General features: G+C 30.1%; 15 protein-coding genes, 1 riboswitch and 1 other annotated feature. Of the genes, 12 read left to right on the top strand and 3 right to left on the bottom strand.

Annotation, left to right across the window (positions count from 1 at the left end):
- Positions 1-32 precede the first annotated feature (32 nt).
- A complete protein-coding gene (locus tag ACX0KU_RS15230) occupies positions 33-920 on the top strand; it encodes a fumarylacetoacetate hydrolase family protein (RefSeq protein WP_472990828.1) in 888 nt (295 codons plus the stop codon).
- A gap of 23 nt (positions 921-943) precedes the next feature.
- Here ACX0KU_RS15230 and ACX0KU_RS15225 read toward each other — a convergent pair whose 3' ends face one another.
- A complete protein-coding gene (locus ACX0KU_RS15225; RefSeq protein ID WP_472990827.1) occupies positions 944-1,795 on the bottom strand; it encodes a DegV family protein in 852 nt (283 codons plus the stop codon).
- Between the two features lie 247 nt (positions 1,796-2,042).
- On the bottom strand, positions 2,043-2,642 hold the full coding sequence (locus ACX0KU_RS15220; RefSeq protein ID WP_472992474.1) for a superoxide dismutase: 600 nt from the start codon (positions 2,640-2,642) through the stop codon (positions 2,043-2,045).
- 185 nt (positions 2,643-2,827) lie between these two features.
- Between ACX0KU_RS15220 and ACX0KU_RS15215 the strand changes: the two genes are divergently transcribed.
- From ACX0KU_RS15215 to ACX0KU_RS15185, 7 genes are all read left to right on the top strand, one after another.
- Positions 2,828-3,442, top strand: coding sequence for a hypothetical protein (locus ACX0KU_RS15215; RefSeq protein WP_472990826.1), 615 nt, complete (start codon positions 2,828-2,830; stop codon positions 3,440-3,442).
- Between the two features lie 125 nt (positions 3,443-3,567).
- Positions 3,568-4,071: a flavin reductase family protein gene (locus ACX0KU_RS15210; protein ID WP_472990825.1), complete on the top strand. Its 504-nt coding sequence runs from the start codon at positions 3,568-3,570 to the stop codon at positions 4,069-4,071.
- Between the two features lie 159 nt (positions 4,072-4,230).
- Positions 4,231-4,593, top strand: coding sequence for a transcription factor (locus tag ACX0KU_RS15205; RefSeq protein ID WP_472990824.1), 363 nt, complete (start codon positions 4,231-4,233; stop codon positions 4,591-4,593).
- Positions 4,590-5,513 carry an AEC family transporter gene (locus ACX0KU_RS15200; protein ID WP_472990823.1) on the top strand — a complete coding sequence of 308 codons (924 nt, stop codon included), beginning with the start codon at positions 4,590-4,592 and terminating at the stop codon, positions 5,511-5,513. The genes ACX0KU_RS15205 and ACX0KU_RS15200 overlap by 4 nt, the downstream gene beginning before the upstream one ends.
- Before the next feature lie 325 nt (positions 5,514-5,838).
- Positions 5,839-7,122: a uracil-xanthine permease family protein gene (locus ACX0KU_RS15195; protein WP_472990822.1), complete on the top strand. Its 1,284-nt coding sequence runs from the start codon at positions 5,839-5,841 to the stop codon at positions 7,120-7,122.
- A 244-nt stretch (positions 7,123-7,366) separates the two neighbouring features.
- The gene (locus tag ACX0KU_RS15190) at positions 7,367-7,984 is read left to right on the top strand and encodes an acetate uptake transporter (protein WP_472990821.1); all 618 of its coding nucleotides are present in this window, start codon (positions 7,367-7,369) and stop codon (positions 7,982-7,984) included.
- Positions 7,985-8,129: 145 nt separating this feature from the next.
- Positions 8,130-8,996, top strand: coding sequence for a methionyl aminopeptidase (locus tag ACX0KU_RS15185; protein ID WP_472990820.1), 867 nt, complete (start codon positions 8,130-8,132; stop codon positions 8,994-8,996).
- A 6-nt stretch (positions 8,997-9,002) separates the two neighbouring features.
- On the opposite strand, the gene ACX0KU_RS15180 is transcribed toward ACX0KU_RS15185, so the two are convergent.
- Positions 9,003-9,245: a hypothetical protein gene (locus tag ACX0KU_RS15180; protein ID WP_472990819.1), complete on the bottom strand. Its 243-nt coding sequence runs from the start codon at positions 9,243-9,245 to the stop codon at positions 9,003-9,005.
- 149 nt (positions 9,246-9,394) lie between these two features.
- Here ACX0KU_RS15180 and ACX0KU_RS15175 point away from each other — a divergent pair, with 149 nt between their 5' ends.
- The 4 genes from ACX0KU_RS15175 to ACX0KU_RS15160 all read left to right on the top strand — a co-directional run bounded on the left by ACX0KU_RS15175 (position 9,395) and on the right by ACX0KU_RS15160 (position 14,153).
- A complete protein-coding gene (locus ACX0KU_RS15175) occupies positions 9,395-10,144 on the top strand; it encodes a hypothetical protein (RefSeq protein ID WP_472990818.1) in 750 nt (249 codons plus the stop codon).
- A gap of 88 nt (positions 10,145-10,232) precedes the next feature.
- The gene (locus ACX0KU_RS15170; protein ID WP_472990817.1) at positions 10,233-11,552 is read left to right on the top strand and encodes an aspartate kinase; all 1,320 of its coding nucleotides are present in this window, start codon (positions 10,233-10,235) and stop codon (positions 11,550-11,552) included.
- A gap of 155 nt (positions 11,553-11,707) precedes the next feature.
- Positions 11,708-11,911: a binding site (T-box leader), on the top strand.
- Between the two features lie 66 nt (positions 11,912-11,977).
- Complete coding sequence (ilvB, locus tag ACX0KU_RS15165) at positions 11,978-13,654, top strand: biosynthetic-type acetolactate synthase large subunit (RefSeq protein WP_472990816.1); 1,677 nt, start codon at positions 11,978-11,980, stop codon at positions 13,652-13,654.
- Between the two features lie 40 nt (positions 13,655-13,694).
- Positions 13,695-14,153, top strand: a complete 459-nt coding sequence (locus ACX0KU_RS15160) for a ferritin-like domain-containing protein (protein WP_472990815.1) — start codon at positions 13,695-13,697, stop codon at positions 14,151-14,153.
- A gap of 67 nt (positions 14,154-14,220) precedes the next feature.
- Positions 14,221-14,336: riboswitch (SAM riboswitch) on the top strand.
- Positions 14,337-14,349: the final 13 nt, after the last annotated feature.

Genomic DNA, 14,349 nt, shown 5'->3' with positions numbered 1-14,349 from the left:
ATATAAACAGATAAAAATGGAGATGTATACAAATGAAATTCCTTAACTATATATTAGACAAAGAGGAACAATTAGGAATACTTACTAAGGATGAAAAAAAAGTAATTAGATTAAAAGATGTTTTGGGAGCAAATGCACCAAATACTATGTTGGATTTAATTGAAGGCTTTTCTAGTGAATATAAATATTCACTAGAAAAGATAGAAGGAAATTATGAAGAAATAGATATAGATAAAGTAATAATTAAAGCACCTATTCCTTTTCCAAAAAGAGGAGTTATATGCATTGGTAAAAATTATAGGGAGCATGTAAATGAGGTTCCCAGCAATATAGAGTTTAAAAATGGGATTCCTGAATATCCAATATATTTTAGTAAATTCGTTGATGAGGCTGTAGGACAGAATGGGAAAATACTTTTAAATGCTAATATAACTAATAAATTAGACTATGAAGCAGAGTTAGCTGTAATAATTGGTAAAGAAGGGAAAAACATACCTAAGGATAAGGTAGAAGAGTATATTTTTGGATATACAATTCTAAATGATATATCGGCAAGGGATATACAAGCTAAACATATTCAGTGGCTGGTAGGAAAAAGTTTGGATGGAACTTGCCCAATGGGACCATGTATTGTAGATAAAAGTGAGATTAAGTTTCCAGTAGAACTAGATATTAAGTGTTATATAAATGGTGAACTTAGACAAAATTCTAATACTCGTGAGTTTATATTTGACATACCTCATATTATAAGTGAGTTATCAGAAGGTATTACTCTAAAAGTAGGAGATATTATAGCTACGGGCACGCCAGCTGGTGTGGGAAGTGGATTCAAACCTCAGAAATTCTTAAAAAATGGAGATGAAGTCATATCTTTTATTGAAAAAATAGGAATATTAAAAAACACTGTGTCATGTGAATAAAGGATTTAAAGTAAAAGAGCCATTTAAATAAATGGCTCTTTTGCAATAACAACACCTATAAGACCAGGTCCAGTATGAACTCCAGCAACGGGACTTATATCTCCAAACCCTAGAGAAACTATATTTGGATTATTTTTTAATCCTTCATAAAAATTCATGCCTTCTTCATAAGCACCACCGTGTAGTACCCATACTCTAGCAGTGGTAGTGGCTAAAATATCGTTGACTATTTCCAAAAGTTTAGTTTTTGCTTGTTTTTTTCCTCTAACTTTTGAGTGGGTGTAGTATACACCATCAGAATCAATAGAGATTATAGGCTTAAGGTTTAAAAGAGTGCCTAGAACCCCAGATACCTTTCCTATTCTTCCACCTTTAACTAAGTATTCAAGAGTATCTACTATATAGAATACACTAATTTTATCTCTCATCTTTGGTAGAGCTTCAACAATCTCAGAATAGCTCTTGCCCAGCTTTAGCATTTCGCCGCAACCTATCATAAGTGCCCCTGCGCCAAGAGTTAGTGATTTAGAGTCGAAAATAGTACTATTTATTTTTGTATGTTCATTTGATACAAGCTTTAATGCGTTGTAAGTTCCAGATAAAGCAGAACCAATACATACTCCAATAACATGAGTATACCCTTCTTTCTCAAGAGTATCAAAAAGATCGTGCATTTCTTGAATAGAAGGTAAAGAGGTATGAGGAACTTCTACTTTCATATTATCATATACTTGCTGAGGAGTTATATCCACTCTATCAATATATTCTTTATCTTTATAAATAATTTTTAAGTTAAGTACCTTTATATTATACGTATCTAGGATCTCATTGCTTAAATCAGACGTACTATCTGTAATTAAGGCTATTTTTTCCAAAGTTAATCCTCCTTATAAAGAATATTGTATGTAGTTGTTTAATTGTTTTAAGTAATACTAATAGAATACTATGAAGTGCTAAATGTTTCAATAAAAAGCTAATATAGATTAATAATGGTTATAACTTAAATATTTGCAATATCTAAATTAAATATGTAGTCAAAATTGATAAATTATATAAAAATAAAGAGTACGGATACGTACCCTTTATGTAAGTAATAATTTAAGTGAAATAATATTGAGGAACTTATTTTAATTTTAGTGCTTCTGCAAATCTTTGATTTGCTATATTCCAATTTACAATATTCCAAAATGCAGATATAAAGTCTGCTCTTCTATTTTGATATTTTAAATAGTAAGCATGTTCCCAAACATCTAATATTAATAGAGGTATACATCCCAAAATAGCTAAATCTTGATGTTTCTCAACTTGAAGTATTTCAAGTTTATTAAGGTTTGGAACCCAAGCTAGAACACACCAGCCAGAACCTTCTACAGCAGTAGAAGCTGCGGTAAATTGTTTTTTCATTGCTTCAACATCACCAAAATCTTGAGTTATTCTATCCGCTAATTCTCCTGTTAATTGAGAACCACCAGGAATCATGTTTTCCCAAAATAGGGTATGAAGTATATGACCTGATCCATGAAAAGCAAGTTCTCTTTCCCAATGCTTTATTAAAGCAAAATTTCCTGTTTCTCTACATTCTTTTAACTTTGCTTCAGCATTGTTAAGTCCATCAACATATCCTTGATGATGTTTGTCGTGATGTAGTCTAACGGTTTCCTCATCGTAGAACGGCTCAAGTGCATTATATGCATATGGAAGTTCTGGTAAAGTAAACATAATTAATCACCTCATCCAAAATTTTATATTACAATATATATTTTATCACATGGATAAAGTATATGCATATATAATAAATTCTATTTAGACTATTAAAAAAAACTAATCCATTAAAATTCCTATATATTTATAAAGTTTATGCACATACTAAACCTAGAAAATTTAAATAAAAAAAGGGGGTATGCATAATGAAATTTAAATGGAGTATAATTTTGGGGATTTTATCTTCTACTATATTAATTGCCAATGTCTCCTATGCAAAAGAAGACATTAAGCTAAATGAAATATCTATAAAAAATGAATACATAAAAGAAAATTATGAGTCACTATTTAAAAATGCTGAAAATTATGTTCTAGGAATATCACAAAAAGGTGAAAAGTTATATGTAGAAAGAAATAGCCTAAAAACTGAACTAGGTATTTCTCTAAAAAAACAAAGAGAAGACAATAATTTTAAAATAAAAGAAGAAATGAAAAAAGAAATAATATTTATAAGAGAATTAGTTCGAAATGGTAAGATTACTAAGAGAGAAGGAGAACGTCAATTAGAGAAGAGTAGAAAAAGGTATGAAGATAAAATTAAGGGTTTTAGAAAAGATTATGAATCAAAGCACAAAAAAGAAATCAGAGCAAGAATATTACAGAAGGAAAAAACAAAGGAGGCTTTCGAGAAGTTTGTAAATGCAGTAGAATTAGGGGAAGTAACTTCAATAGAAAATACTTTTAATGATTATTGTGAAAATAGTAAAATTCTAAATGAGATGCTAAAACAATATTTAAATGATGTTAAAATAGGTGCTTAGCTAAAGAAAGGTTAAATTATATATTTTATTTTGATTTAACCTTTTACCTATGTAGAAAATTGATAGAAATATATAGCAAATATGATACAATCATATAAAACAATTATATCTAAGGAGGAATTTTTATGTCAGTTAAGTTTACTGAAAATCTTGACAAAGCTATGGAAAACCTACATAAGAAAGGAGCATTTTTAACAGTAAAAGATAAGGAAAAGATAAATACTATGACTATAAGCTGGGGAAATATAGGATTTGAATGGAATAGACCTATTTTTACTACTCTAGTTAGAAAATCAAGATATACTCATGATTTTTTAGAGAATACTGGAGAATTTACTATAAGTATACCAGCAGATGAAAGTTTTCAAGATACATTAGCATTTTGTGGAACGCAATCAGGTAAAAATGTAGATAAGTTTGAAAAATGTAAGTTAGAAGTTAGTGAAGGTAAAAGTGTAAGTGTTCCTGTTATAGCTAACTGTGGCTATGTATATGAATGTAGAGTAGTATACAAACAAGATATGGATATAAGCCTATTAAGCGAAGACATTAAGAAAGCTTCATATCCAGATGATGACTATCATACAATTTATTATGGTGAAATAGTAGCTTGTTATTTGAATAAATAATAGAAAGGCATGTTAATAATACGTCTATTTTTATATATAGATTAATTAAAAACATGCCTTTTGTCATATACGGTGTTAAAAGAATATTTAGAAATTATCCTCATATATTTTAAATAATAAGTTCAAATATTATATATGAAAAATATGGGGGTAGTTATAGTGAAATATACATACAAAAAAAATGAGAAAGTCGCAGGAATTATTGCTATAGCAGGACTATTAACTGTACCTGCTGTTGTCGTAAAAAATATAGTGAAAGATATTAAAGTCAAAGAGCAGGAGAAACGGACAATACAGAAAATTATAAAAAATACAATTCAATTAGAAAACAATTTAACTACTATTAATGTGATAAAGTATTTGCAGTTTATCCAGAGTATAGACATACCAAATAAAACTATTTGTAAAAATGTTATTATTGAAGGATTTAAGCTAGTGAGAGATTGTGAGGAGATAAATGATAAATTAAAAGCAGATTTAAGAATTCTTCTAGAATGTAAAGGAGTAAGTTTTGTATATTGAGTACTTTAAATGTTTTTAATCAAGTATTAATACTTTTTATTATAATGTGCTCGGGGATTTATGGAAGAAAGAAAAACATTATTAACAATACTAGTAATAAAGGACTTACAGATATATTATTAAAAATTACTCTGCCTATGATGATAATATCATCTTTCATAAGATACAGTTATTCAGATGAATTGGTATCAAATATGATAAAAGTATTTATTTACTCTATGGTTATACATTTACTGCTTATTCTTATAAGTAAAATACTATTTATTAAATTTGAGAAAAACAAGAGTGATATTTTAAAATTTGCTACTATCTTTTCAAATAGCGGTTTCATGGGATTTCCAGTATTACAAAGTGCTCTTGGAAGTCTGGGGGTTCTTTATGGATCAGTATTTAATATACCATTTTATATATTTGTATGGACTTATGGAATATCTTTATTTACAAATAAAAATGAAAAGAATCTTTTTAAAAAGATCTTTCTAAATCCAGGTATTATATGCGTATTTATAGGATTAATCATTTTTCTGTTTTCGATTAAAATTCCTAATGTACTATCTGATTCAATTAAATTAATAGGGGATGTAACTACCCCTATATCAATGATGATAATAGGTTATATGATTTCAGGAGTAGAGTTTAAAGAAATATTTAAGGAAAAAAGTGTTTACTATGTTTCATTAGTGAGGCTTATAATTGCTCCAACTTTAACATATTTATTATTAAAACTAATAGGAGCAAATTCTATGCTTATAAATGTAGCTATAATTATAGAGGCTATGCCAGTAGCAGCAGTATGTGCTATATATGCAGAGAATAATGATAAGGAATCCAGTTATGCATCTTTAATTGTTTTTGTAACCACATTATTATCTTTAGTAACAATACCTTCAATTTTAGTCCTAGTTAATAGAGGTATATAAATTATAAGTAGATATATTTTTCAAATATTGATTATTTAGAATAGTAATAAAATATTAATTTACCTATTGAATTTAACTTAAACAGATGTTATAATTATTCAAAAGAATAATAAGGAATCTTTAATCCAGTCCAGTGAGGCTGGTAAGATCATTAGTTATAATACCAAAGGGAAATTTTGTGGTGTTAATATAACTTCTTACCAGCGTGGTGAGAAGTTTTTTTATTATTTGGTGTGAAGTTACTTTTTAATTCAGTCCAGTGAGGCTGGAAAAAGGAGAAGAGCGATTTTCTCCTTATAATTCAAAAGTTTAAGGAGGGTTTTTTATGTCAGAAAACGTATTAGTGAAAAAAGTTGAGCAAAATGTAGAGGTGAAAGAAAGTCCTACTTTGTTAGAAAATGCAAAAAAGGTTATTTTAGCACTTCAGCACTTAATAGCAATGTTCGGAGCAACGGTATTAGTTCCGATGCTTACCGGTTTTGATGCATCAGTTGCATTGTTTTCAGCAGGGGTAGGAACATTGATATTTCATGCATGCACTAAAAGAAAGGTTCCAGTATTCTTAGGTTCGTCATTTGCATTCATAGGCGGAATATTGACAGTTAAAGAGAAGTTTGGTGGAGATCTTGCTTATGCACAGGGTGGTATAGTAGTTGCAGGTTTACTCTATGTGGCTTTATCTTTTGTAATAAAGAAAATCGGAGTTAAAAGTATAAAAAAATATTTACCTAACCAAGTAGTAGGACCAATGATAATAGTAATAGGATTAAACTTAGTACCAGTAGCATTCGGTATGGCAAAAGCAAACGTTATAATAGCAGGGGTTACATTAAGTGTAGCTGTTATATTAAGTTTAAAAGGCAAAGGTTTCTTAAAACAACTTTCAATACTTATAGCTGTAATAGTTGGATATTTATTATCATTACAATATGGAATTGTAGACACTAAACTTATGGAGGTAGCTCCAATGTATGCAATGCCACACTTTACACTTCCTAAATTTAATTTAGGTGCTATTGCAATGATTGCACCGATTGTTCTTGCGGTATTTATGGAGCATGTAGGAGATATTACAACTAATGGAGAAGTTGTTGGAAAAAACTTTATTGAAGATCCAGGCTTAAATAGAACGCTTCTTGGAGATGGACTAGCAACGGCTTTTGCAGGACTAATAGGGGCTCCTGCTAATACAACTTATGGTGAAAATACTGGAGTTCTAGCTATAACTAAAAATTATAACCCAGCAATTCTTAGACTAGCAGCAGTGTTTGCGGTAGCACTAGGATTTATAGCTAAGATAGGCGGATTCTTAGGTAGTATACCAGTACCAGTTATGGGCGGAATAAGCTTAATGTTATTTAGTATGATATCATTGATAGGAGTAAAGACGTTAAGTAATGGTAAAGTAGATTTTGATGTAAAAAACATTCTAGTTATTGCAACTATATTATTAATTGGACTTGGAACGACATATGTCGAAAAGTATACAGGAGTAGTTATAGGTATCCCTGTAGCAGAAGGTGTAAAAATAACAGGACTTAGCTTAGCTTCAATAATTGGAGTAGCATTAAACGCAATAATAAATAAAGGACAAATAATAGAAGAATAAATAGATAAAAAATAGCTTGATTTAGACTGATAATCTAAATCAAGCTATTTTTTATTTAAAATAAATTATATTAGTGTAAAATTTACACTGCATTTAAGTATTTTAATTTACAAAAACACTTAATAAATTATAAAAAACTCTGTGACAATATTCAAAAATGTTTGACAACTATAACTTTTTTTGATATTGTATAATTGTATTAATTATTTCTTGATATATTATAATATTATTTTTGGAGGTTGCTATGAATACAAATCAAGAACAAACAGTAAAGGTTTTATTTGCAGATCCGTCATCATTATCATTATTTGGACTAGCGATGATAACACTTGTTGCATCAACTCAAAAACTTGGAATTACACATGGAACTGCATTCTTAATCCCATGGGCAATTTTTTTAGGTGGACTAGCTCAAATAATTGGTTCTATTGGAGACTACAAACGAGGTAATGTATTTGGAGCAACAGCATTCGGAGCTTTCGCATTTTTCTGGATATCTGTAGGTTTCAGCTGGATGATTCAAAATGGTGTTTTAGGGGAAACGTTAGCAAAGGGTGTAGATGCACATCAATTAGGTTTTGCTTTTGTAGGGTATTTTATTTTTAGTGCATTTATGACAATAGGAGCAGCAGAAGCTAACAAGGTTCTATTAACTTTATTCATTATAATCGATTTATTACTGTTATCATTAGCATTATTCACTTTTGGGGTAGCTCCAGAGGTTACACACCTGATGGCAGGCGTATTTGAATTAGGAATAGCTATAGGTTCATTCTATGCATCTGCTGCTACAGTTTTAAACCCACACTTAGGAAGAACGTTTTTACCAATGGGTAAACCTTTAGGAATATTTAAAAAGTAATTTAAGATTTAAAACTTTAGAACTTAGAGTATAAAAACTCTAAGTTCTTATTTTTTTCTGATTGTGAAATTATAACTGTATATTGACCTGTAAAGTATGATAAAATTAAATACATAGAATAAAAATTAGTTTAGAAGGTGAATGAATGGATAAGGTATCTAGAAATGATTTGTGTTGGTGTGGAAGTGGTAAAAAGTATAAAGCGTGTCATATTCATATAGATGAAAAGTTAAGTGCTATGGAAGATGAAGGTTTTATAATACCACCAAGAGGAATTATAAAAACACCAGAACAGATTGATGGAATTAGAAAGAGTTGTAAGACAACTAAAAAGGTTTTAGATATGGTGGCAGAAAGAATAAAAGAAGGTATAACTACAGAAGAGATAAACACATGGGTTCATAACTATACTATAGAACTTGGAGCTATTCCTGCACCGTTAAATTATATGGGATATCCTAAGAGTGTCTGTGTGTCCATTAATGAGGTGGTTTGTCATGGGATTCCAAGTGGAAGAACTTTAAAAAATGGAGATATTGTAAATGTAGATGTAACCTGCATCTTAAATGGATATTACGGAGATGCAAGTAGAATGTTTATAATAGGAGAAGCATCGGAAGAAGCTACTAAATTAGTGAAAATGGCAAAAGAGTGTTTAGATATTGGAATTCTTCAAGTAAAGCCTTTTGCAACTGTAGGGGATATAGGTCACGCTATTCAACAATTGGCAGAAGGAAATGGATACTCAGTAGTTAGAGAATTTGGCGGACATGGAATTGGAGTTGATTTTCATGAAGAACCTTTTGTTGATCATGCTGCCAGACCTAATTCAGGCATGGTACTTATTCCAGGGATGACATTTACTATTGAACCTATGATAAATCTAGGAACTTTTAGATGTAAGGTATTAGAAGATGGATGGACGGCGATAACTGCTGATGGAAAATTAACGGCACAATGGGAACACACAGTGTTAGTTACAGATGATGGAGTTGAAATTTTAACAGCCTAGAAGAATTTATCTTCTAGGCTGTTTTTTAATTTGTTGTGTATTAATTAGTTCTTCAATCTTAAGCATTTCATTGGGAAGTAAATTTTGAGGAATTGAGTTAGTGCCTAAAATTCTTGCAGCTAGTAATCGAGCACATTTAAAACTATCATTGATACAATATTTAATCTTATGAACTTCAGAGTTTGGAGGCATATTAGTTAGCTTATTTTTAAAAAATGGACATTGATCTAAAATAGGACATGTACACATAATTAACCTCCTTGTTTAATTTATGTGATTAGGGGATAAATTAATAGAAAATTAAGAATCTATATCTTATTACTTTATATGATATAGTCAGTAAAAATATATTAGAATTTTCAAATTTTTCAATTTAATATAATTAATTGAGGTGTTATATGAAAGAGGAGTTAGTAAGAAAGGTTTTTAATGAAATACAAATTATAGACAAGGGTATTCTAATTAGGAAAGCGTTTTTAAGTAAGTCTGAAAATATAAAATCTGGAATAATTGAAAAAATATCAGAAGAGGATTTAAACACACTTTTTAATATATATGATGAACACTTTTTTAGTAATTATTTTAAGAATGAATTTAAAGGGAAGATAAAGTTCTCTTTATCTAAGAGAATGAATAAAAGTGCTGGTAAAACTATTGTGCCTAGAAATATAGCTGTACTATCAGAAGAAAATAAAAGTTTTGAAATTAAAATAGGTGTGAATTTTTTATTTGAATATTATAAAGTTAAAAGAGAGAAGAATGTAGGAGGTATAAAGACACATGATTCTTTACATGCGCTTTTTATTGTCTTTGAGCATGAATTAATTCATCTTTTAGAATTTTATGTTTTTGGAAATTCAAGTTGTAAGAATATAAGATTTAAAAATATAGCTTTTAACATATTTAAACATAAAGAAGCATATCACTCTCTACCTACAAATAGCGAGATAGCAGCAAAAAACTTAGGACTTCATAGAGGAGGACATGTAAGCTTTAATTATGAAGGAAAAAAAGTAAATGGTGTAATATATGGAATCAATAAGAGGGCGACGGTTATGGTATTAGATAATAAAGGAAAGTATATAGACGGTAAGGGTAATAGATTTATGAAATTATATGTTCCTTTAGAATTAATAAGCAAAATCTAGAAAGTTAAAAATGTATTGCAATATTCTATAGATATGATAGAATTTATGAATATATAAATTTCAAATTAACAAATAGGGGGCAAAAAAAATGGACAATATAGTGGTAGCTAAGTTTGGGGGCAGTTCTTTAGCTAATGCAGAGCAATTTAAAAAAGTTAAAAATATTGTATTACAAGATACAAAAAGAAGGTATATAATTCCTTCAGCACCGGGCAAAAGACATAGTAAAGATTATAAAATTACTGATCTATTTTATTTATGTCATACACATGTAGAAAAGGGTATCTCTTTTCATGAGGTTTTTACCATTATACAAGAAAGATATAATGAGATAGTAAATGAATTAGAATTAAACATAAACATAAATGCTCATTTAGATGAAGTTAAAAGAGTAATATCAGAGGGTAGTACTGCTGATTATGCAGCAAGTAGAGGAGAATACTTAAATGGTCTAATTCTTGCAGATTATCTTGGCTATGAATTTGTAGATGCTGCAGAGGTAATAATATTTGATAAGTATGGTTGTTTTGATTCTGAGAGCACAAAAATAGCTATAAAATCTAAACTTTTAAAAATCGATAAGGCAGTTATACCAGGTTTCTATGGAGCTATGGAGAATGGATTAATAAAGACTTTTACTCGTGGAGGTTCTGACATTACAGGATGTATTATTGCTAGAGATGTAGAGGCGGAATTATATGAGAACTGGACAGATGTATCTGGGTTTTTAATGGCTGACCCGAGAATAGTTGATAATCCAATGACAATTGAAAAAATTACATATAAGGAATTAAGAGAACTTTCATATATGGGAGCAACAGTTTTACATGAAGATGCAATTTTCCCAGCTAGAGAAGGCGGAATTCCTATAAATATTAAGAATACGAATGCTCCAGAGGATAAAGGAACTGTAATTATAGATAATGTAGAATTTGAAAATAATGCTCCAGCGATAACTGGAATAGCAGGTAAAAAGAACTTTACGGTTATTGCTATTGAAAAATCCTATATGAATGCAGAGATAGGCTTTGGTAGAAGACTTTTAACTATTTTAGAATCTTACGGAGTGTCCTTTGAGCATATGCCATCAGGAATAGATACTATATCTGTTGTAATTGAAGATCATCAATTAGAAAATAAGCTAGATAGAGTATTAGATGAAATAAAAAGACAATGTAACCCTGATTCTCTTCATGTTATACCTAATATGGCTTTAATAGCTACTGTAGGAAGAAGAATGGCAAAAACAGTAGGCGTATCTGAAAAAATGTTCACAGCTTTAGCTAAGAATAATGTAAATATAAGAATGATTGACCAAGGTTCAAGTGAGATAAATATAATAATTGGAGTAGAGACTAAGGATTTTGAAAATGCTATAAATGCAATATATTCTGCATTTATACAATAATAAAAGTAGAATATAAAAATAGAGATTACGAGAATGTAATCTCTATTTTTGTAATTCTCATGATAAAAATCTTTTTTTGCAGGAGTTTTTTCATAATTTATGTTGACATAAAAATTTTAAAATAGTATACTCATCTACAAATGTAAAAATAAATATTAAAAACAGAGAAGGGGAAAAGTAGGTAGAAGATTAATCTAAAAGAGAGTGGGAGTAGGTGAAAGCCCATAGATTATATTTTATTGAAAATCACCCCAGAGTTGCAGGCTGAAATGTAGAGTAAGCTGTGCCGGCATTGTCGTTAGAAGTTGAAGAGATAAATTTGAGTGGTACCGCGATTACATGACTTTTTCGCCTCATGGGCAAGGGGTCTTTTTTTTATTTCTAAATTTACTAATTATGGGGCAATATTAAGGAGGCGTTTTAGGATGTTAGATGGGGCTAGAATTTTACTGGAAGGCTTAAAGGAATTAGGAGTAGAAGTTATTTTTGGTTACCCAGGAGGAGCTGTTCTTCCAATTTATGATGCATTATATGATGAGAAAGATATAAGACATATATTAACTGCCCATGAACAAGGGGCAGCACATGCTGCAGATGGTTATGCAAGAGCAACGGGAAAAGTAGGAGTAGTTCTTGTGACTTCAGGGCCAGGAGCAACCAATACAGTTACAGGTATCGCAACAGCCTATAGAGACTCGGTACCGTTGGTTATAATAACAGGGCAGGTTGCTCAACCTCTATTGACTAAGGATTCTTTTCAGGAGGTAGATATACTTGGAATTACATCTACAATTACAAAAAAGAACTTTATAGTAAAAGATGTAAATGAGCTTATATTTATTTTAGAGGAGGCTTTTGCTATTGCACAGAGCGGAAGGAAAGGTCCTGTACTAGTAGATATACCTAAAGATATTCAAGTAGCCATGGGGAATTATACAAAAGTATTAATTAATAATATAAAAGAAGTAGGAGTAACCAGTTCTTTTGGGGAAAATTTAGAAAGAAGTATTAGAGAAGCGGCTGATCTTATAAACTTATCATCGCAACCTATAATCTATGCTGGCGGTGGAATTATAAGTTCAGAGGCCAATGAAGAACTAGTGAAATTTTCAGAGAAAATAAAGGCCCCTGTTACATGTAGTTTAATGGGTCTTGGAAGTATATCGGGAGAACATAAAAATTTTACTGGGATGATTGGAATGCATGGAACACGTTGTTCTAATTATGCGGTAACTAAATGTGATCTATTAATTGCAATAGGAGCAAGGTTTAATGATCGTGTAACAAGTAAGATTGAAGGATTTGCACCGGATGCTAAAATAATTCATATAGACATTGATGAAAAGGAACTAGGGAAAAATATTAGAGTAGATATTCCTTTAAGTGGAGATGTAAAAGTTATATTGAAAGATTTAACTAAAATTGTAGATGAAAAATCTGATGGGGATTGGAATTCGCAAATTAAAGAGTGGAAAGAAAAGTATCCTCTATCATATAATAGAAATGAAGGATTAAGTGGACAATATGTGATAGAAAAGCTATACGAAATAACTAAAGGTAAATGCATTATAACAACAGAGGTTGGTCAAAATCAGATGTGGGCAGCTCAATATTATAAGTATTTGGAGCCAAGAACTTTTATATCATCAGGTGGACTTGGGACTATGGGATTTGGTTTAGGAGCAGCTATTGGAGCTTATTTTGGAAATACAGGAAAAAAGGTTATAAATATAGCTGGGGATGGAAGTTTTAAAATGAATTCTATTGAGTTGGCTACTATATCAAGATATAAAATTCCAATAATACAGTTGGTTTTAAATAATAGCTGTCTTGGGATGGTTCATCAATGGCAAGAGATGTTTTATGACAAAAGATTTTCTCATACTGTATTTGAAGATGAAGTTGACTTTGTAAAACTTGGTGAGGCTTATAGAATAAAGTCAATTAGAGTTACAAAAGAAGAAGAAGTAGAGGCGGTATTAAATTATGCATTAGGGCTTAATGAACCTGTTCTCATAGAATGTCAAATAAGTTATTCAGAAAAAGTATTTCCGATGGTTGCTCCAGGAGAAGTTATTAACAACATGATAAGTGAGTATTAGACTATAAAATTAATTTGATAACTATTTAGGAGGAATTGTTTTGAGTATATATGAATTTGCTTTGAAGATGGAAGAAGATGGACGGAATTATTATAAGGAACTAGCCAAGACTTGTAAGGATGAGTGGTTAAAAGAGATATTTGAGTTTTTGTCACTAGAAGAAACTAAACACTATAATATATTTAGAGGTTTGATGAATAAAAACATGGATATTAATGTTAATGTCGAAAGTAATCTAAATAAATATACAAGTATTTTTGAAAGGAAGAGTCAAACAGAATTTCTAAAGAGTTTACCTAAAGTTCAAACTAATATTTATGTAACTGCGACAGAAGATGAAAAAAAGAGTATAAGTTTATACGAGAAAATGTTAAAAGAAGTAGAGACTGAAGAAGAAAGAAAAATCTTGTTAAATATTATTGAAGAAGAAAAGAAACATTTAAAGTTTTTGGAAGATTTAATTGAACTTATGAATAAATTAGAAAAAATAGAGGAATAATAAAAAGTTCTAAAACTCTATTGACAATTATTCTGTACAGTAATATAATAAACAAAGAATTGAATATAGCTTATCAAGAGTGGTGGAGGGACTGGCCCGATGAAACCCGGCAACCGGTATAAAGTATATATTATAGTTTATACAATGGTGCTAAATCCTGCAGCAAAAGCTGGAAGATGAGGATACATAGGAATTT

The organism is Clostridium sp. X, assembly GCF_055755365.1.
The sequence above is the reverse complement of the archived record's forward strand: the minus strand, read 5'-3'. Positions and strand labels throughout refer to the sequence as shown.